A 20,315-nucleotide genomic window follows, 5' to 3' on the forward strand; every position below is an offset into this window, starting at 1 on the left:
GCTATGGTTATAACTCGTGACCTTTTTTAATCTCATGAATAGAGAATGAGCCATTGTTGGGCACTTCAAACATATGGCCTAATTTATCGGCCTTGGTCGAAAGATAAAAATGATTATGGCGATTATGCCCTTCCTGCAATATCACCCGCTCGACGATGTTGATGCCGATTTTTTTCAACGCTTTCACTTTCCTGGGATTGTTGGTCATCAATTTAACTTCGTTAATGCCGAGAAAACTCAACATGCTTTCGCAAAAATGATATTTACGCAGATCCGCGGCAAAGCCCAATTGTTCATTGGCTTCTACGGTATCGGCCCCCTGATCCTGAAGCTGATAGGCGCGTATTTTATTAAGCAGGCCAATACCGCGCCCTTCCTGGCGCAAATAAAGCAACACACCGCTGCCATTTTTTACAATATTTTGTAAAGCTTTTTGCAGCTGAAAACCGCAGTCACAGCGCATACTAAACAAGGCATCGCCGGTAAGACATTCCGAGTGGATACGCATCAGTACCGGTTCATCTTTGCGCCACTGCCCGTAACTCAAGGCCAGGTGCTCTTTACCCGATTCCGGCTCAACAAAACCATGCATGGCAAAAGTTCCCCAGGGGGTCGGCAGCTTGGCCGTTTCGACATAATGCAGGAATTTATAGGGGAGCTGTTTTTTTAATAAACTTCTCACCTCCATTAATATTTTCCCCAGGTGATTTTCACCTTTGCCGTCTCCGCCATCCCCCCAATAGGCATCCTTATGGGAGTGCTCTTTGATAATACAATTTCCGGTAGCAATTAATTTATGGGCAAGCAAGGGATGTTGCCGGAATTTCTCGCTGACCACAGTAAACATGGTTTGCCGTTTAATGCTATCCCAGTCCTGGCGCATTTGACTTTGGTGCTCCCGGCTTAAACGAAAGGCGTCATCCGGGGTGGGGGCTTGTTGGATCTCGGTAATTACCGATTGTTCAGTGAATTTATGGGCCTGGTAGTAGTGTTCACTGGTTTGCCATTTGCTCCCGTCAATATATAAAGGATAACTGGCAAAATTAGAAAGATAGCCGTCTCTGTCTTCCGGCTCGTAAAACCAAAGTTCGTTGTCCATTACCGCATCCTTTTCAAACCAATGAATCTCGTTTACTGATATAACCATAGTAAAAAACATCCAGTAAGCAAGTAAATGCCTGACCAGGCGTTACAGCGCATGAAAACACAAGTTTACGTTGCTATCCCCCTGGTTTCCCGGATAACTCACCTTGCCTTATCCACACTTTTTATCTTTCGGCGGCCAGCTCCCCTGACGTTATTGCCCGTAACCATAAAAACCCTAAAAGAGCATAAACACATAAATAGCCCGCTTACCATGTCATAATCAGAGAAAAAACACCTAAAAAACTTAATCTTATGATGATATTCCAGTCAGAAATAACTGCTGTTATCTAATTTGGGCCAACGGATAGACATTCGCCGCAATAGCCATTATCCTGCCTTCTTCCCGATCACCTTCAAAGCAAGAAGTCACAAGCATATGCTGCCACTTGATAAGATCCCGTTGCTGCGTTTAATGGAAATAGCCAACCGGTTGGATTTTTTTGAACAGTTTTCCCTGGACGAGAGAAAATCTTTGCTGGATGAAAAAGCCCGTTGCTATATCTGCAAAAAAGGACAACACCTGCAAAGGGAAGGTGAATACGACAATAATTTTTTCCTGATCTTATCCGGGGAAGTCAGTATCAAACGCGCCAAAGATAAAACGCCCCTGGGCCGGGTCAATCCGGGCGAGTTTATCGGAGAAGGCAGCTTTATTGCCAATAAGCCCCGAAGCACCTCAGCTTTGGCCGAAAGCGATGTCATTTTACTTTGCCTGGACCGGGAGAAACTCTCACAACTATCGGCAAAAATTCGCGAAAAAGTCAAAGACGCTATTATCAGCGGCATGGCAAAACGCATAGTAAAACTCAATGATATCAATGCCCGGCATCAGCAACAGCAGATCAGGGAAAAAACCTTGCCTGGCTAAAGGATACACATCAGGGCTATAAAATTTTTACCTGCAAGGCAGAGGTACACTCCTGATATACCTATAGCCCTTTCGGCCCTTGCACAAGGGGCCGCCAGCTACCATACTAAAATTACCGGGAAGGCCGCTACCGGCTTATAAACAGCAGCTGGCATGAAAATATCGGAGTTTCTGATGTTTTTAAGACACAGAAAGAGTGGCGATCTGGTCGCCATCGTCGAAATGTTTGGCCTGGTCAATCCAGCAAAAGCCAATATCATCGGCCGCTATCAACATGGTGAAGAAGAACAGGACCCTGAAAGCTTCAATAAGGCAGATCTGATCTTCCCTTCCGGTGAAGCCTTGCCCCAGTGCTGGCAAGACTTACACTACCGGGACCATGAACTTAAACGATAACCGCCATTAAGCCCCTTAGATAAAAAGGTTATCTGGCAGCAGATAACCTTTACTAAGGGCGTTACATAGGTGCTTTACCGGGAAAGACTTTCGTTAATCTTCTATCCTGAAACCGACCTTAAGCGTTACCTGAAAATGTGCGATTTCGCCATTGACTAAATGCCCCCGGGATTCTGTAACTTCATACCAGTCAAGGTTACGCATGGTCTTACTGCACTGGGCGATGGCATTGCGAATAGCGTCATCACTGCTGATTTTAGACGAGCCGACAATTTCTACTTTTTTATAGGTATGATCTGACATAACAGGTTCCTTATATAAGTTAGCTGTTATTGAATATAGGCTATAAAACAATATTTTACCTGATATAATAACCGGGTGTTTTTGTTCATTTAGCCAAAGTATCTGCCCTGAGAATACCGGCAAAAAATGGTAGCCAAAGCTGGGCAGCATAAAACCAGCCAATACAACCAAGCAATAGTAACATGAAAATACTGACCCAAATCCTGGACTGGTTATTTAACCGACAAGGGCAAAAAGCACCGGCTAAATCCGGCAAAGTCCCCCGCTCCTCTCACCGGGAGAAAAAAACACAGCCGCCGGCTCAAACAACCCCAGGCCCAAAAGGTGACGGAAAAAAAAAGCCCTTAACCAACTCCCAAAAAAATAACCAGGCAACAACAGCCAAAAGCAACTCTGAAAGTAAAAAGAGCAATAAACAAAACCCCCTTAGACAAACCAAGTCCTATCAAAAAACCTTGACCCTACTTAACCATGTCCACAAAGAAAAATTACTGAAACGGGTCAGGGTACGGGCAAATGAGCACCCGCAGTTAACCGCCGCCGTTATAAAAGGTTGGCTCAGTAAGGGGCAGGCAAAAAAAAGAGATCATACTCGTCAAAGTAAGACCTCTTGATATCGACACTTTATTATAGTGCCGGTACAACACTTTTTATCTGTGTCTTATCCTGCAGAAAACTTAATCTGTCTGCGAAGTTAATGTCAGGGTAAATTGCTCGCTGTCCGGGGTGCCGTCATCTTGCAGCACCAGAAACAAGTCACCGCTGTCCTCGTCTAAAGTAACAGCAAGGCTGGCCAGGATCAGTTCCCCTTCATTTTGTGTGGTGGTGACATAAATATCATAACTGTCGTTGGGCAAGGTCACCGAGGTAGAGTCAAAGACTTTGCTGTACAGGCTATACTGGGCGCTGTCTATGGTTTCATCATGACGGACAAAATAGACATCGACGGCAGAATATTCGTCGGTAAGATGGATCATCTGGATCTGGTGATCATACAAGCTATGGCCATAACTGTTATCCACGGTTAAAGTATTGGTTTCATACTCTACCTCGGTGCAGTCATCATGAATATGGCAATCATCGTCATTTTCATCTTCATCCACTTCGGTTTCATAGAAAAACACGGTTTTGTCATTATTGGAATTAAGGGTGAGCAGATGGTTTTCCGTCATCACTTCCGTGGTATTTTCCGCCGTCAGGTGCATAGCATAATCGCCATTTTCAAGCAGTACACTTTCACTGAAGGCTCCCTCGGCAATAGCGGACATCTCCGGGCTGTCATCGACTTCATCCAAATATAAATCGACAGTACCGTGCCCTATCAGGCCGTTATAAACCCTGAATTCGGCACTGGACTCAACATTGGTATATTCTACCGTTGACGAAGACTTGGAAATCTTATCCATAGCAAAAGGCGACTCACCCGGGCCGGTGTTTTCCCTCAACGCCATAATGTACTGGCTGGAATAGGGAAATTCCAAAGTGTCGGTTTCAAACAATACCTCGGTATTGCCCGCTTCGGTAAGATAAATTTTATAATCCCCGGTATCATAGTTAAACGCCTGGGACATCTCACTGTAACTGAGTTGGCCAAGCAATATCGCCTCTTCAAAAGTTTCATCATTCTCTGAGAGATAAACATCAACACCGGAAAAACCCGCCTGCATATTGAGAAACTTCAATACGAACTGGTCGTCTTCATCATCATCGGCGTCTTTAAGATCAACTAAGTCTTCTTCTTCAAACTGGTAAAAAATGATATCCGGCTGTTGAATATCCCCCGCCACCACCAGCAGCTTGCGCTCGTCTTTGACAATTTCCAGCAGCTCTTCATAAATCACCTGCTCATTATCGTCATCTTCCTGCCAGGATAACTCCAGCTCATATTCATCATCTACCTCATAGGTATAATTGGAGGTGGTTTCCCCGAAACTGGCAGAAGAGCGGCTGATATCATCTATGGTCATCAAAATCGCCGGGGCATTGGATGAGACGTTATATAACTGGATTGTGCCTGAATCATCAGCAGAACTCGATCCTCCTGAGCCGCAGCCGGTTAACAAAGCCAGTGTTATAGCGCAAAGGGAGGCGGGCAACAGCGGTTTAGCCATTAATTTTTCACGCCGATCTTCTTGTCTCATTAAAGTATCCTTAATAAATAAAAGTAACTAAACCCAACCAAGCCCGGGACAAATTTCAGGTGCAAAAAGTCCTCAACATCACATTGATATCTTAAGGTGACCCGGGTGTAATTGAGCGCATAGGGTAATGCAAATAGAACGCGAAATTAAAGCAAAGTTCGCCATCTTTACATTAGATTACTTTTCTTTACATCAGGCCCCTAAAGGGTTTACATAAATTGACAAGCCTTTACATTTGCCGGGGCCGCCTTCCCTCCCGGCAACGTCTTGCTCTCGGCTCAGCAAGCCAACAAAACACAAGATATAGACAATTAGAAAAACCAAGGCACTAAATATAGCTTCCCTTTCTCGTAAAAACTTGATCTCCATCAAGGTAAAACAAGAGGGAAACACACTATATTGTGCCTACAAAAACAAAAAGCAACCATATATGGTGATTTATGCCTTTTAACTGTCTAACGCCTACCATAGTCTTTCAGGAAGTACCGGGGGAGATCAGCCTGTGTTTTAGCATCACCGGCTGTAAACTGGCTTGTCGCGGCTGCCACAGCACAGAACTGTGGAATGAAAACAACGGGCAAGATTTAAACAAGGATACTTTTTGCCGTTACCTGGACCAATATGCCGGCCTGCTCAGCTGCATAGTCTTTTTCGGCGGCGAATGGCAAGCCCCCGAGCTGATAGAGAAACTTAAAATAGCCCGGGCACAGGGATTAAAAACCTGCCTGTATTCCGGACAGGAGCATATTGATATCAGTATCAGCCAGCACCTGACTTACCTGAAAACCGGTAAATGGACCCCCAAAAGGGGCGGACTGGACAATCCGGCCACCAACCAGGTCTTCTTTGACCTCACCACAGGCAAAAAACTCAATCATCTATTTGTTAAATCCGCGTCCAACAACAGCGCAGGCTTAACGTTATTAACCAAAACCCCATTAAAAACAAAAATTTTACAACAAAAAGGAAACCTTCATGCTGCAGCTTAGTGAACAACAGCTTAATACTAAAAAAGCGTTCATCAGCGATTATTTTTCCGCACAAAATGCCGCCGACGGCTCTAAACTCGATGCCAATGCCAATGTCACCGAGAAAAACATCGCCACCCTCGAAGCCGAACTGCTCAAAGACTGTTTTATCCAGATCAACCGCACCCTGGTAAAAGATAAAATCAGCGAGTTATTCTCCCCTGCCCTGGCGGATGAATACCAGAGACAAATCCAGGATCATGAAATTTATGTGCATGATGAAACCAGCTTAAAGCCCTATTGTACCTCGATCAGCATGTACCCTTTCCTGCTCGACGGCCTGACCAAGCTCGGCGGCGAGTCAAAAGCGCCAAAACATCTGGAGTCTTTCTGCGGCTCTTTCGTGAATTTAATTTTTGCCATTTCAGCCCAGTTTGCCGGGGCGGTGGCCACGGTCGAATTTCTCACTTATTTCGATTATTTTGCCCGTAAAGAATATGGCGAGGATTATTTAAGGAGCCACAAAAACGCCGTTGAAAATCACCTGCAACATGTGGTTTATGCCATCAATCAACCGGCAGCGGCACGCGGCTACCAAAGCGTGTTTTGGAATATTTCCGTCTTTGATCAGTATTACTTTGCTTCCATGTTTGAAGACTTTGTCTTCCCTGATTTTTCCAAGCCCAGCTGGCAAAGTGTCGATAAGCTGCAGATGTTTTTCCTGAACTGGATAAACCATGAGCGGGAAAAAGCGGTGCTGACCTTTCCGGTGATCACCGCCGCCATGCTCACGCAAGAGGGTAAATGTAAAGACCGGCACTTTGCCCGCCAGCTTGCCGATGAAAAAGCCCGCGGCAACTCATTTTTTGTCTATTTGTCAGACAGCGCCGATTCCCTGGCTTCCTGCTGCCGCCTGCGCAATGAGATCAGCGACAATACCTTCTCATATACCTTAGGGGCCGGCGGGGTCGCCACCGGCTCGATTAATGTCATCACCATCAATATGAACCGCCTGGTACAAGATGGCAGGGATCTGGCCACCGAAATCAGCAAAATTCAACAATACCAGGTGGCGTACCGCAAGCTAATGGAAGATTATTTCGCCCAAGGGGCACTGTCTGTCTATAACGCCGGTTTTATCAGCCTGGATAAGCAATTTCTCACCATAGGCATCAACGGCATGGCAGAAGCCGCCGAATTTGCAGGACTTCAAGTCGGTAACAACAGCGAATACAAACGTTTTGTCAGCGAGCATTTAAAAGTGATCTACCAGGCCAACCAGGCGGCCAAAAAAGAATATGGCTATATGTTTAATACCGAATTTGTCCCGGCGGAAAACCTCGGGGTAAAAAATGCCAAATGGGATCATAAAGACGGCTACCGGGTTAACCGGGATTGTTATAACTCTTACTTTTACCTGGTGGAAGATGAAAGCACCAACCACCTGGATAAATTTATTTTACACGGCAAAGAAATTACCCAATACCTCGACGGCGGCTCGGCCTTACATTTAAACCTGGATGAAAGTTTAACGGCACAGGCCTATGTAAAATTATTCGATGTCGCCGCCGGTACCGGCTGCAATTATTTCTGCGTGAATGTCAAAATCACCATCTGCAATCAATGTGAAAAAATTGATAAACAAACCCGGCACCTTTGCCAACACTGCGGCAGTGAAGATATCGACCACGGTACCCGGGTGATAGGTTATTTAAAACGGGTAACGGCGTTTAGCCAGGGGCGGCAAAAAGAGCATGGCCTGCGCCACTACCACAGGAAACCGGCTTAACACGGATATCACAGCATTGCCAACAAGGGGATAGGGTCTAACTTACCTCTGGAACGAATAAGTAGACCCTTCATCCTGAACAGCACTGCTCCCTGACATCCATATCACCGCAGTATACCGTTCATCCTGAACATAAAAAAACCGCGGTGATATTGCTATCGCCGCGGTTTGATTATCTCACAGAGATGAATAATTAATTCATCACAGGCAGCAGGCTGTAATCCTGTCCATATTCCATCATTTGCTGTTGGAAGTTATCCGGGTATGAGATAGTTACATCGACCATCTTGCCGTCCTTGTATACCGCTTCCAGTTTCGGGTTAATAAAGCCGGAATAAGGGGCAAGGTTAAGTTTTTCATAACGGCTAAGCACTTCTTTGTGCAGCTTCTCATCAACCTTAACCGCGTAGTTTTCGATCAGCGCCTGACCGGCGGCAAAATCACCTTCGGACTTGATACGCTGTAATTCCCGCAGTAAATCACCGAACAAGCCACGCAGCTTGATATAGTCATTGATCACGAAATAGGTTTTGCCGTCGCGTACTCGTTTTTCAATGACATTATCTTTGGCGCCTTTTTCAAACACCCAGCTGGCTACCAGCTGGCGATTACGCATATGGGCTTCTTCGATTTCTTCACCCAATTTCAAGCGGCGCAGCTGCAACATCATGCCGTTGCGGATGTATTGATCATAACTGGCTTTACCCACTTCCAGGCTAGGCATTACGCCCATTTGTACCAGTTTCTCGTCCATCAGGTAATACAGGGCTACCAAGTCGGCGCGGCCTTCTTCCAGTGCAGACGAATATTGCTTCAGGGTTTCCTTAGGCGTGCCGACACCCGGATTGATTTGCCCGGAAGCATGACCTACCACTTCATGTAAGTCGGTATGTAAATGAGAGCCTAATGGCCCGAATTCTTTACCGCGGTTAAGCTCTGCGTCATCCCAGGCAAATTCGGCCAAAGAGCCGCCACGGACATTATCGTAGGCATTCACTATGTTGGTTAAACTGACAGATTTAGAACCGTGCTCGGCGCGGATCCAGTTGGCGTTTGGCAGGTTGATACCAATAGGCGTAGACGGCGAAGCGTCCCCTGATTCAACCACAACCGTGATCGCCTTACCGGTAATGCCTTTTACGCTTTTCTTTTTATGGGCTTCGATCAAGGGCGAGTTATCTTCAAACCATTGTGCCTGCTTAGCAATAGCGGCAATCACTTTCGTGGCGTGATGATCTTTCACCGAAACCACAGACTCAAATGCACCGCGATAGGCCAGCGGATCGTCATACACTTCAATAAAGCCGTTAACCACATCAACATCGGAGTTAATATCTTTTACCCATTCGATGGAATAATCATCAAAGTCTTTTAAGTCACCGCTGCGGTAGTATTTCGCCAACAAGGTTAAGGCTTTGCGCTGCTGCTCATTTTCTGCAACAGAGGCTGCCTTATCCAGCCAATGTACGATTTCGCTGATGGCCTTGTCATACATGCCGCCAACTTTCCATACCTGCTCAGTCAGCTTGCCGTCTTTTTTCACCAGCTTGGAATTCAACCCCCAGGATACCGGGCGCTTGTCATCAACATTGATTTTCGCTTTGTAAAAATCGGTTACCTCCTGCTCGGTAACCCCTTCATAAAAGTTAACCGCAGAAGCGACAACGTTATCGATACCTGCGCTTTGGTCCACCATTTTAGCGGCAACTTTAGGATCAAACATCACAGGGGTTAACAGCGCCAGTAAGTCATCGGCGTTTTGCTTGCCCGTCAGGGGTAACTTACCTTTGCCTTCCACGGCTTTCACATAACCGGCAAACGTATCGCTGCTGAACTCAGGTAAAATCTTACCCGACATATAATGATGGTGGATACCGTTAGAGAACCACACCCGCTTGGTATACTCGGTAAATTTAGCAAAATCTTCACTGCTGCGATCACCGGGGTAATCCGCCATGATAGCTTCCAAAGTATGGCGTACGGTCAGGTTGTACTTGTTGTTTTGATCCCAGGTCATATCACGGCCGGATAGCGCCGCTTTATAAAGGTAAAATAATAATTCTTTAGTTTTTACCGGCAACTCTTCAAACCCGGGCACCTGATATCTTAATACCCGGATATCGGCAAAGCGGTCCGCCTGCCACTGAAAATCTTTGGCGCTTTGTGTACTGTCATGTGCCGCTTTGCTGTCGTGGTCATGACCGGCAGATGCTTGTGTTTGCGGTGCAGAAGAGGTTTGTGATTCTTGTGGCTCAGAGCAGCCAGAAAGCGCAAGGGCAAAGCTTAGGGCCGCTGCAATTTTTGTTAATTTCATTGTGTATAATTCCTGATTTTATCCTGCTTAATGGCAATAAAGGAGTAATAAGCGGACTATTTTTATCTGTGGATCAGTTTTCCGGCAAAATCATACCAGCTTGCCGGGTCTAAGGGTATGTTTGTTCTTTTAATTAAGGTAGGGAATTGAGATAAAGCTGCAGGAAAACAGGCTCAAATTTGCCTCAGGTCAAAATTGCGCCGGATAAAAGGCATAAAAGGGGCTGAACAGCAGCCCCCTGCTTAAAGAAAATCACTAGCCCTTGATGGTATAATTCCCTTTGATGGATAAGGTCACAACCACTGGGGCATCACCGGTATTTTTCCAGTACCAGCCATGGGAGCCGGTAAAAGGCGCGGTCAAAGACCCTTTCATCTGGTGTGAAGTGGTAATGGCAAAACTTTCAAAATAACCTGTGGTATCCCCTTTAGGCTCACCGTGAAAATCAAAATAAAGCACCTCACCGCCGGTATGCCATTCATATTCCAAGTGGGCATATTTTTCCATCAGCAACTTATATTCCAAGCCTTTGCCCGCGGGAATTTCAATTTTCACGGTATCTGTACGTTTATCAGCGGCAGCACTTTGCTCCGGCATAGGCTGTACCCCGGCTAACTGCGTCAGTCCTAAGGCTTTGCCCGCACCGGTCGGGTCAATATTATATTCCGACGGCAAGATACAGATAACTAAAACGATCGCGGCAAGTACCGCCGCCAGAGCACTGGCTTTGACCAGGCTGGTAGTGGAGTGCTCCGGTGTGGTGACTGAGTTCATAACATATCCTTAAAAATACTTGTTTTACTTCAACAATAAATAATGGGCTGAAGTAATGAATAAAATTTATCTCATCATCAAGATGAGCTTAACCGGTAATAACTGAATATCCCTTGGCTCGGCCAATATCAGTTAAGATTGGCTAACATCAGCTAACAAAAAAGCCCGTCAACTGAAACCCTGTCAGCATCAAACCACAGCTCATCAGCAGCGTATTGCTTGCCAGTGAAAAACGAAAATAACTGCTGTGCCTGCGCCAGAAACTCATCCCGATCAGCACCAGTGCCAGCGCCATAAACTGCCCGAGCTCAACCCCTAAATTAAAGGCCAGCATATTGGCGACCAGGCCCTGCTCCGGCAGGTTAAACTCCTGAATTTTAGTGGCTAAGCCAAATCCGTGGAACAGGCCAAAAATCATCACCGCCGCCCTGGGGTTGGGCTGAAAACCCAGCAGGGCCTTAAAGCCCCCGATATTATCAAAGCCTTTATAAACCACGGACAAGCCGATAATGGCATCGATTAAGTAAGGATTGACGGCGATATTGCCGAGCACGCCGTATAATAAGGTAATGCTGTGCCCTAAGGTAAACAGGCTGACATAAAGTAAAATATCTTTACTTCTAAACAGGAAAAAAATCACACCGAATAAAAACAGCAGATGGTCGTAACCTGTCACCATATGCTTCGCCCCGATGTAAATAAAAGGGATAATGGATATCCCCTGATTCTGGGTTAAAAATTGTTTCGTGTCTTCATCGACGCCATGGGCAAACAGTGAAAACGAGGCACATAAGGCGGTAAGCACCAATAAAGCCTTAAGGCCTCTCGCCATAAATTGGCTCATGTAAAATACTCCATATTAAAATAATGCCGATGTTTTGCTACACAGCTTCATCTTTAGCCGCACCTTATCTTGGTTTAAACAAAAAGTGAAACCGACACCAAAAGCATCGCATGAGCCCCTTGGGATACTCGAGTGAAAATAACAGGTTACCGGTAAAAACACGGCACAAAAAAAATACCGGCAAACAAGCCAATACGGCTCTCGACTGCGCTAAGCGCTTTCAGCTCCTGCCATTAACCAAGTATTTTAACCTCAACCGGGTGAGCAAAATAAAAGCCGTTATAGTAAAGCAGATATCAAGAAAAAGCCATTATCCTACGCTGCTATCACCGCCGCGAACAGTCACCAACGAAAATTTTGGCGAGCTTTCTCCCGACCACCAGATCAAAAATATCTATTTAAAATCAAATAGACTCCAACAAAACCATGAGTACCTGCCCGAGCGGAGTAAAAAATGGCGCCCGCCATACCGGGTGAATTCACCGATAAATCCGACAATGAAACAACTGGCGAAAACTTCGCGAGTTCTTTCGCCAAACTTTTCAAAACATAAAGCGAAGAAGATTAACTAAAAAATAATGTCATAAAAATCAAACGTTAAAAGATTTTTTTCAATTGGCACAGGAAATGCCTTATTAGCGCCAGGTTTACTTAAAATATATTCGCGGAGATGTTTAATGAAATTTTGCAAAATGAAACGAATAACGTTAAGGGCAATAATAGGCACCACAGCTTTGGCTCTGGTCTTAACCATGACGGCAATCATAGGATATCATTCAAGTCCCGCACAAGTAGATCCCCTCTCTGCCAATGAACGCTTACCGGCAAATAAGCACAGGGAAGCCGCCAAAAGCTATATACTTCAGGGTGATACCCTGGAAGCCATGACAACTCAGGTAGAGCAGGTCGGGGGCAAAATATCACATCAACTGGCCATTATTGACGCCGTCGGCGCCAGGTTAACCCCAAGCCAGTTAGCACAAATTACCGCCACAACACAGCTAACAGTTTTTGCCGATGCTGCCCTGACCACCAGCAGTTTTTCCACCTCCACCCATATTGCCCGCCAAACCGGGGCAGACCAGCTTCACCAACTGGGCATCACAGGACAAGGAGTAACCATTGCCTTTATTGACAGCGGTATTTCGGTGAAAACAAGAAAAGGCCGTTTTTTAAGGTTAGACAGCCAGGGGCAAGAGCGTATCCTGGCCCAATATAACGCCGAAACCAGCAATATGTATTTTGTCCATAAAAACTCAGATGATCACGGCCACGGCAGCCATGTTGCCGGCATAGCCCTGAGCAGCGTACTTGATGAAAACGGCGAATATAACGGTATCGCCCCCGATGCCAACCTGGTGTCGGTCAGGGCCTTTGATGAAAATGGCCGGGGTACCTATGTTAAAGTTATCAACGGCCTGGATTGGATAGTCGCTAATAAAGACACCTATAATATCAAAGTATTAAACCTCTCTTTTGGCGCCTTACCCCGCTCTTATTACTGGGATGATCCCCTGAACCAGGCAGTAATGCGGGCATGGCAGGCGGGCATAGTGGTGGTAACATCCGCCGGCAACCTGGGTCCGGACCCCATGACCGTCAGCGTACCCGGCAATGTGCCTTATGTGATCACTGTCGGGGCGCTGACCGATCATTATACCCCTGACGATCAAAGCGATGACCGCATCACCAGCTTTTCCGCTTCCGGTCCGACCCATGCCGGTTTTATCAAACCGGATTTAATCGCCTGGGGCGGCCATATGATGGGAAAAATACACGATACCTATTTGCCAACCCTGGCATTACAACACCCGGAAGCGTTACTGGGGGAAAGTTATTTCGAAATATCCGGTACTTCACAGGCATCCGCCGTGGTTGCCGGCATTGTCGCCTTAATGTTGCAAAATGATCCCAGCCTGACCCCGGATGATGTGAAATGCCGTTTAATGACTTCTGCGCAGATGGCTGTCGCCGCCGACGGCAAAGCCGCCTACAGTCCTTTTACCCAGGGAGCCGGTAAAGTCAACGCCTGGGGCGCGGTGCAAAGCACGGCGTCGGGTTGTGCCAACATTGGCCTGGATATCACGGCAGACCTTGACGGCAATCAACACTTTCAAGGGCCTGCCCGGGTCGATGAAAACGATAATTTCTACCTGCTTGATGCTAACGGCAATATCTGGAACGAAGGCTCTATGTGGAACGAAGGCTCATTCTGGAACGAGGGAACAGTATGGAATGAAGGTTCGCTGTGGAACCAAGGCTCAGTGTGGAATGAAGGTTCATTATGGAACGAAGGTTCTGTGTGGAATGAAGGAGCGATCTGGAACGAAGGCTCAGTGTGGAATGAAGGAGTGATCTGGAATGAAGGCTCAGTATGGAACGAAGGCTTATCTGAAAATATTGATGTTAATGCCTGGGTAGATCAGGAATGATCCCAAACTGAGTACGCCCCCAGCTCAGTTGCCGGCCAGCCTGATAACAGGCTGGCCGTTCAAAAACACCTAAGTTTACAGCACTGCCAAACATCCCATTTGCCCTACAATTGAGTATTTGCTGGCGATAAACAAGGCTGGCAGCCAAATGCAGGAGCAGGCAAAACTAGCCTTCCCGCGCACCTGCCACCCGGAATTAACTCTTAAACTGTACAATCAAACTGTGCAGGGTTTTTAGTTCATCGAGCAAGTCATGGCTGAGCTGCTTGGAGTCTTCACCGTGACCGACCCCGATATTCGCGATATCATTGATCCTGTGAGTATTCTGGCTGACCTGCTCCGCCACCACCGACTGCTCTTCCACCGCGGTGGCAATTTGCTGGTTTAGCACGGAAATTTTATCCACTTCGCCGTTCACATCCCCCAAAGTATTACCGGTATCATTGGCAAAACGGACACAATCCCGGGCCAGATCCCGGCTTTTCGACATCGCAGCAATCGCCTCCCCCGACTCTTTATTGAGCTGCGCCAGCATGGTTTTTATTTCTTCGGTAGACTGCTGGGTGCGCTGCGCCAGCGCCCTGACTTCCTCGGCAACCACGGCAAAACCCCGGCCCTGCTCTCCCGCCCTCGCCGCTTCTATGGCGGCATTTAGCGCCAGTAAATTGGTTTGATCGGCAATCGAGCTGATTTCATCGGAAATGGTTTCGATGGACTGGCTGCCCTGTACCAGATGAGTGATCACCTCATCCACTTCCTGCAGCTGTCCGGACAAGGTATGGATGGAGTCTACGGTATTGGTCACCACCGCCATACCGCTATTGCTGATACTCTGCCCCTGGGTGGAGGCATCGGCAGCGCTGAGCACACTTGATGATAATTCATTAATGGTGCCCACCATCTGGTTCATCGCGGTGGCTACCAGGTCTATTTCGCTGCTTTGCTCAGACAACATTTTCGACACATCATTGCCGTTGGCCGCAGTATCTTCGGCGATACCGTTGACATTTTCCGACAGGTCACGGACCCGGCCAATCACGGCATTTAATTCGGATTTACGCATCTTTAACGCCAGCTCTACCCGGCCGAGTTTATCGGGGCAGCCGGAATAAAGGATACTCATCAAGTTATTATCAAACACCTGCTCCGCCTGATGCACCACCTGCTGATAACGTTTTCGCCACAAAACAAATAAAATACTGCACGCCAGACTGATAACAAAACCCGGTAAAGTCATCAGCAGCGAATCCTGGCTATAAGCCATGGCCATGCCTAAAAACAGCGTCAGCATCATCAGCAGAGACTGCATATAGGTGGTATAGTCGAGCCGGGAGAACCTCAGCCGCACCGGGGTTTTCCCTTCATTAAGCTGGCGGTAAAGTTTTTTTGCCCGGCGCACCACCTTCTCTTCGGGCACGGTTCTGACCGACTGATACTCAACCACTTTGCCCTGATCATCCTTAATCGGGGTGACATAGGCATTCACCCAGTAATAATCACCGTTTTTGCAGCGGTTTTTTACCGGGCCCATCCAGGATCGCCCTTGTTTCAGGGTGTCCCATAAATCGGCGAAAGCGGCTTTAGGCATATCCGGGTGACGGACGATATTGTGCCCGTGGCCAATAAGTTCATCGAGCTCATACCCGGCAATCTCACAAAAATCATGGTTGGCATAGGTGATTTTACCTTTAAGATCTGTGGTGGAGAGCAAAATGGAGGAAGAAGAAAATGTCTTTTCGGTTTGCGTAACTTGCTTGTTAACTGTCATAAAATGCCTTTACTAATGGGGGGATAGTAAACTTCCATCATAGACATGGCCATTACCTGAGAAAAAGTGAAAAAAGCCTTTCCCGGGCAATCACCAGACTATCACAACACTATAATGTCGCTATTATCCTAGATAGCCAGACAAGTTAAGTTGATCTGCATCAACTTGATTTTTAATAAAATTTACCTTTTTTAATAAGAACTCTTTCGTAATAACAGCCTGCGTGCTCCGCACCTCCGCCAACAGCAGCATTTTTTGTTTTCGACAAAAACCGGCGTAAATATTCCAACAGCAACTGCTTATATTTTCCAGGCTATACTATGCTGTAAATACATGTGCTGCATAACATTACATTTCAATTTGTATCTATGTTCAGCAGCTGAAAATAACCCTAAAGAGTTTACTTACCAACAGGTCAACTGAATGACCACAAACTTATAAGGAACCCCTTACATGGACGGCCGTATGTTACTCAATAGCAAAAACTTAAAAAAATTAAGAAAAATTAAAGGACTCAGCCAGGAAAAGTTAGCCCAGGAATGTAAAGATCACCGCATCCAGTTATCAATTGCTTCTATCAAGCGCGCAGAGACAGGTAAACAGGTATTATATCGCACTGCCGCCGCACTGGCCTCGTATTATCAAGTATCAATAGATGAAATATGCAGCCAGCCGGGCTGATTTAACGCTTTTTGATCCCAAGAGGCAGACAAATACCGCAATAAAGAATACCGGGCATCAAAGCCTATAAAAAGCAGGCTTTGATGCTGATATCCCTGAACTTCCCTTACTTAATCTTACGCCATACTCATCAGCCAAAAGCTATGAAATAGCCGGTTAAGCCTTAACAGACAAATACCGCTGCAGGCTTTTATTCACCAGGTAGCCCATAACCACAATGATCAAAACCCCGCTCAGCACAGGGGACAGTAAAAAGGACCAGCTTTGCCCAGTCATCATAATGAGCATAGGGTTGGCACCTGCCGGCGGATGGGTGGTTTTCGTGGCCAGCATCAAGGTGATTGCCAGCCCGGTCGCCAGTGCCAGCGACCAGGGATAAACCCCGACATAAGTGACAAAAACCAGGCCGACGCTTGCCGATAACAAATGCCCTAAAATGACATTTTTTGGCTGCGCCAGCGGGCTGGCCGGCACGCCAAAAACCAGCACCGTAGTAGCGCCAAACGGCGCCATCAACCATAACCCGGTTTGGGTGAATACCTCCAGATAAGACAATATTGCCAGGGTAAGGGTCGCACCGAGTCCCGCCAGCAGGGAAAAATATTTCGTTGCCATCACTTCACTCTTTTTCGTTGTTAATCATTTTATGTCAGCCTTTCTCCACGCGGCTGCCTGCACCGTACAAGCACCAAAAGGAGACAAATTGGTCTACATTCATAGAGAGATGATAGACACATCTGTCTCCCTTTACAATAACTCGTAAAAAAACTGACGGACTTCCCCGAAATGAACAAAAGGAAAAAGCAACAGATGCCCATAAACAAAGGGAGTATCCCAAAGATAACGCACCTTAACTTGAATGCATGCGCCCATGATAGCGACGCCAGCAAAAACCGGGAATAGACATTTACCAGCAAACTTTTTTTGACATAAAAAAATCAATAAAAGCGCGTACTTTAGGCTGTTCAAATTTGACCTGCTGATAATAAAGAAAAACTTCTGCACCCGGCCACCAGTAGTTTTCCAGCACAGGCAATAGCGTTTTGGCCTTTAGGTGTTGTTGCAATAATGGATCATCGGCGGCAAGGTTGATCAAGCCAAGCCCCTGGGCCGCTAATTCAACAAATCCGGTCACGGTTTTAACCGGCGAGGCTAACGTCAGATATTCCGGCTGATCTTTAGCCGACTTGTCGCTTTTATTGACAATTAATAAATTACTGGGTTGGTTATGCAAATAACCGATCAGCTGATGATGTTGCAACTCGTCTGGTGTGGCTGGCGTGCCATATTTCGCCAAATAACCCGGTGATGCGTAAATACCGTAATGCGACTGCCATAAGGATCGCCTTTTCAGGCCCGGATGCCTGACACCTAGATAATCCCCTACCCCCCAATAGATATCGTAGCGGGAGTGTTCAAGATCAATAATTTTTTCCACGACATCACATTCAAGTTTGATATCCGGATATTTTTGGTGGAATTCACCTAACCAGGGAAAAATGGTTTCCTGGTAAATTTCAGGCGCCTGAGTAACTATACTTAAGGTACCGCTGATATTTCCCTGCCTTAATGCCAACCAGCTGTGCAAGAGTTCATGTTGGCTGAGGATCTTTTCTGCCTGTAAACGAAATTCTTCACCAAATTGCGTCAAATTAACCTTACGGGTAGTGCGCTCAAATAGCGCCTCCCCCAGTTTAGCTTCCAGCAAGGAAACTTGCTTACTCATCGCCATCGGCGTTTGCTGTATCGCTGCCGCCGCCGCGGTAAAACTGCCGTGCTTTGCCACCAGCATAAAAGCCGTTAAGGTTTCGGTTTTAAACATAGTCGCCCATTACAAACTAAAAGTTTAACAAGACTAAACTAGCATACCGTTACTTTACAATAATAAGTTTTCTAGAATGTGTCTCATCACTAACTATTTGAGTTAACTATGACCACACCAGAATACCTGCTGATTGCTTATTTTATTTTGAATCCGGTGTTTATCTTTTTTAGTTATCACAAAGACAAAAAAACAGTAACGGAAAATCCCGCGAAAAAAATCACGCTATATCGATGGACCCTGCTCTTTTTATGGCTGCCAACACTTTTTACCCTGGCATTAAGTTATTCCGGGCAAATCAGTGTTAGCAACCTGGGCATAAGCTGGCATTGGAATTGGATTACAGCAGGCTGCCTGGTGTTGTTGTTATTCACCGTGACTTACCTGCTTTTTTCTTTAGCACAAATAAAAAAACGTATCCGAGATGATTGCCAGCTGCAAAAAAGCTTAAACGGTCAACTAGCCCAGTCTCAATGGTTTATGCCAACCACTCCCAGGGAAACCCGTTATTTTATATTTGCTATTTCGGTCTCTGCCGGTATTTGTGAAGAGTTACTCTTTCGAGGTTATTTGCTCAATTTACTCTCAGGATTGTTACCTGATTATGCCGCGGTCACCCTTTCGGCAATATTGTTTGCTTTACCGCATATTTACCAGGGAGTTATACCTGCGATGCGCACCTTTATAATGGGGGTGATCTTTGCTTTGTTATATCTGCTCACCGACAGCATTATTATTTGTATCTTGCTTCATATTACCCTTGATATCTACGCCGGCATCCTGGCTTATCTTGTTTTTCAGTCAAAAACAATAAGCTCAGACCACAGCCCCCAAGTCGCCTGAAGTCAGGGTGAAATACCGGTCCAGGAAAACCACCTGATGGCCTTCCTGCTGATTAATATAGAGCGCTAAATGCAATAAGCGCTCTAAAACCCGACATCAAAATTAACAAACAAAAAATACAGCAGTTAAATCAGCAATTTTTATTCCTGCCCCCAGCGACAATGATCTCGGATAACACATCTTCACTAAGCGCTTGGCATTAAAATAAAATTCCGGCCAACTCCCCTGCTATCAGCTGATTTATCCAATTAAAAATTCAGTGAAAAAATAAATTCAGTTACACAATTTTTAGCCTGCTTATTCCATCCTGCGCGTATCTAAGGTATAAGAGGCCAATGAAAATACCAAAAAGAATACAACCCCTGGTGGAAGACGGCCTGGTCGATGAAGTTCTGGGCCAGTTAATGAGCGGTAAAGAAGCCACTGTTTATACGGTGCGCTGCGGCGATGAAATTCGCTGCGCCAAAGTGTATAAAGATGCCGTAAAGCGCAGCTTTAAAAAAGCCGTGCAATACCGGGAAGGACGTAAAGTACGTAACAGCCGCCGTGCAAGAGCCATGGAAAAAGGCTCGAAATTTGGCCGGGAACAACAAGAGCAGGCCTGGCAAAATGCCGAAGTTGATGCCCTATACCGGATAGCAGATGCCGGTGTACGGGTACCACAGCCTTATGGCTGTTTCGACGGCGTGCTCTTGATGGAGCTGATCACCGATGAAGAAGGCGATGTCGCCCCCAGGCTGAACGATGTTGTAATGTCGGCGCAGCAGGCGATAGAAGATCACGCCATTGTCATGACCTATATTATGCGCATGTTATGTGCGGGATTAATCCACGGCGATTTGTCTGAATTTAATGTCCTGGTGGACGAATACGGCCCGGTGATCATCGACTTTCCCCAAGCGGTCGATGCCGCCGCCAATAATAATGCCAAAAGCATGCTTTTTCGCGATGTCGATAATATGACCGGCTATTATGCCCAGTTTGCCCCCCAGCTGCGAAAAACCCGTTACGGTAAGGAAATCTGGCAGTTATACCAGCAAGGACTGCTAACTCCCTATACCGAGCTTAGCGGCAATTATCAGGAAGACAAACGCGCCGCCGATGTTGATACGGTACTGGAAGAAATCAAGGCTGCCTTTGCCGAGCAAGAAGCCCGACAGGAACGCCTGGCCACACAAGCGCTGGACTAAACCGACTGCTGCAGGCCAGGAAGACAAATTTATACG

At 46.4% G+C, this 20,315-nt stretch carries 18 protein-coding genes and 1 pseudogene; 9 read left to right on the forward strand and 10 right to left on the reverse strand.

Annotated elements, in window-relative coordinates; translation table 11 throughout:
- Positions 1 to 7: 7 nt before the first annotated feature.
- Together ribA and SG35_RS18665 are read right to left on the reverse strand one after the other, a co-directional pair.
- Entirely contained in the window at positions 8 to 688 is a 681-nt protein-coding gene (gene ribA / locus SG35_RS18660; RefSeq protein ID WP_044835539.1) for a GTP cyclohydrolase II, read from the reverse strand.
- Positions 680 to 1,159 (reverse strand): annotated as a pseudogene (locus tag SG35_RS18665) (NADAR family protein); the annotation flags it as partial. The pseudogene SG35_RS18665 and the gene ribA, both read right to left, overlap by 9 nt.
- A 363-nt stretch (positions 1,160 to 1,522) precedes the next feature.
- Here SG35_RS18665 and SG35_RS18670 point away from each other — a divergent pair.
- Both SG35_RS18670 and SG35_RS18675 read left to right on the forward strand, forming a co-directional pair.
- Entirely contained in the window at positions 1,523 to 2,014 is a 492-nt protein-coding gene (locus tag SG35_RS18670) for a Crp/Fnr family transcriptional regulator (RefSeq protein ID WP_044835526.1), read from the forward strand.
- 174 nt (positions 2,015 to 2,188) lie between these two features.
- Entirely contained in the window at positions 2,189 to 2,410 is a 222-nt protein-coding gene (locus SG35_RS18675; RefSeq protein WP_044835538.1) for a hypothetical protein, read from the forward strand.
- 93 nt (positions 2,411 to 2,503) lie between these two features.
- On the opposite strand, the gene SG35_RS18680 is transcribed toward SG35_RS18675, so the two are convergent.
- Positions 2,504 to 2,713 (reverse strand): dodecin, encoded by a 210-nt coding sequence (locus SG35_RS18680; protein ID WP_044835537.1) that lies wholly within the window; start codon positions 2,711 to 2,713, stop codon positions 2,504 to 2,506.
- Between the two features lie 182 nt (positions 2,714 to 2,895).
- Between SG35_RS18680 and SG35_RS18685 the strand changes: the two genes are divergently transcribed.
- Positions 2,896 to 3,327, forward strand: a complete 432-nt coding sequence (locus SG35_RS18685) for a hypothetical protein (protein ID WP_044835525.1) — start codon at positions 2,896 to 2,898, stop codon at positions 3,325 to 3,327.
- 63 nt (positions 3,328 to 3,390) lie between these two features.
- Here SG35_RS18685 and SG35_RS18690 read toward each other — a convergent pair whose 3' ends face one another.
- Positions 3,391 to 4,854, reverse strand: coding sequence for a DUF4397 domain-containing protein (locus tag SG35_RS18690; RefSeq protein ID WP_044835524.1), 1,464 nt, complete (start codon positions 4,852 to 4,854; stop codon positions 3,391 to 3,393).
- 440 nt (positions 4,855 to 5,294) lie between these two features.
- Between SG35_RS18690 and nrdG the strand changes: the two genes are divergently transcribed.
- Both nrdG and nrdD read left to right on the forward strand, forming a co-directional pair.
- Positions 5,295 to 5,843: an anaerobic ribonucleoside-triphosphate reductase activating protein gene (nrdG, locus tag SG35_RS18695; RefSeq protein WP_063888694.1), complete on the forward strand. Its 549-nt coding sequence runs from the start codon at positions 5,295 to 5,297 to the stop codon at positions 5,841 to 5,843.
- Positions 5,830 to 7,611: an anaerobic ribonucleoside-triphosphate reductase gene (gene nrdD, locus SG35_RS18700; protein WP_044835523.1), complete on the forward strand. Its 1,782-nt coding sequence runs from the start codon at positions 5,830 to 5,832 to the stop codon at positions 7,609 to 7,611. Before nrdG ends, nrdD begins: the two co-directional genes overlap by 14 nt.
- A 193-nt stretch (positions 7,612 to 7,804) precedes the next feature.
- Here the strand turns inward: nrdD and SG35_RS18705 are convergent, their stop codons facing one another.
- From SG35_RS18705 to SG35_RS18715, 3 genes are all read right to left on the reverse strand, one after another.
- Entirely contained in the window at positions 7,805 to 9,925 is a 2,121-nt protein-coding gene (locus tag SG35_RS18705; RefSeq protein WP_044835522.1) for a dipeptidyl-peptidase 3 family protein, read from the reverse strand.
- A gap of 255 nt (positions 9,926 to 10,180) precedes the next feature.
- Entirely contained in the window at positions 10,181 to 10,699 is a 519-nt protein-coding gene (locus tag SG35_RS18710) for a hypothetical protein (protein WP_044835521.1), read from the reverse strand.
- A 148-nt stretch (positions 10,700 to 10,847) separates the two neighbouring features.
- Complete coding sequence (locus tag SG35_RS18715; protein ID WP_044835520.1) at positions 10,848 to 11,543, reverse strand: HupE/UreJ family protein; 696 nt, start codon at positions 11,541 to 11,543, stop codon at positions 10,848 to 10,850.
- Positions 11,544 to 12,220: 677 nt separating this feature from the next.
- Here SG35_RS18715 and SG35_RS18720 point away from each other — a divergent pair.
- Positions 12,221 to 13,975 (forward strand): S8 family peptidase, encoded by a 1,755-nt coding sequence (locus tag SG35_RS18720; RefSeq protein ID WP_084692963.1) that lies wholly within the window; start codon positions 12,221 to 12,223, stop codon positions 13,973 to 13,975.
- A gap of 196 nt (positions 13,976 to 14,171) precedes the next feature.
- Here SG35_RS18720 and SG35_RS18725 read toward each other — a convergent pair whose 3' ends face one another.
- On the reverse strand, positions 14,172 to 15,743 hold the full coding sequence (locus SG35_RS18725) for a methyl-accepting chemotaxis protein (RefSeq protein ID WP_044835517.1): 1,572 nt from the start codon (positions 15,741 to 15,743) through the stop codon (positions 14,172 to 14,174).
- Between the two features lie 453 nt (positions 15,744 to 16,196).
- Between SG35_RS18725 and SG35_RS18730 the strand changes: the two genes are divergently transcribed.
- The gene (locus SG35_RS18730; RefSeq protein ID WP_044835516.1) at positions 16,197 to 16,424 is read left to right on the forward strand and encodes a helix-turn-helix domain-containing protein; all 228 of its coding nucleotides are present in this window, start codon (positions 16,197 to 16,199) and stop codon (positions 16,422 to 16,424) included.
- 156 nt (positions 16,425 to 16,580) lie between these two features.
- Here the strand turns inward: SG35_RS18730 and SG35_RS18735 are convergent, their stop codons facing one another.
- Both SG35_RS18735 and SG35_RS18740 read right to left on the reverse strand, forming a co-directional pair.
- The gene (locus SG35_RS18735; protein WP_044835515.1) at positions 16,581 to 17,039 is read right to left on the reverse strand and encodes an HPP family protein; all 459 of its coding nucleotides are present in this window, start codon (positions 17,037 to 17,039) and stop codon (positions 16,581 to 16,583) included.
- Between the two features lie 292 nt (positions 17,040 to 17,331).
- Positions 17,332 to 18,246, reverse strand: a complete 915-nt coding sequence (locus SG35_RS18740; RefSeq protein WP_044835514.1) for a LysR family transcriptional regulator — start codon at positions 18,244 to 18,246, stop codon at positions 17,332 to 17,334.
- A gap of 108 nt (positions 18,247 to 18,354) precedes the next feature.
- Between SG35_RS18740 and SG35_RS18745 the strand changes: the two genes are divergently transcribed.
- Both SG35_RS18745 and SG35_RS18750 read left to right on the forward strand, forming a co-directional pair.
- The gene (locus SG35_RS18745; protein ID WP_053043385.1) at positions 18,355 to 19,089 is read left to right on the forward strand and encodes a CPBP family intramembrane glutamic endopeptidase; all 735 of its coding nucleotides are present in this window, start codon (positions 18,355 to 18,357) and stop codon (positions 19,087 to 19,089) included.
- Positions 19,090 to 19,424: 335 nt separating this feature from the next.
- The gene (locus SG35_RS18750) at positions 19,425 to 20,279 is read left to right on the forward strand and encodes a PA4780 family RIO1-like protein kinase (protein ID WP_044835513.1); all 855 of its coding nucleotides are present in this window, start codon (positions 19,425 to 19,427) and stop codon (positions 20,277 to 20,279) included.
- The last annotated feature ends 36 nt before the right edge of the window (positions 20,280 to 20,315 follow it).

It is taken from the genome of Thalassomonas actiniarum (genome assembly GCF_000948975.2).
Taxonomy (GTDB): Bacteria; Pseudomonadota; Gammaproteobacteria; order Enterobacterales; family Alteromonadaceae; genus Thalassomonas; species Thalassomonas actiniarum.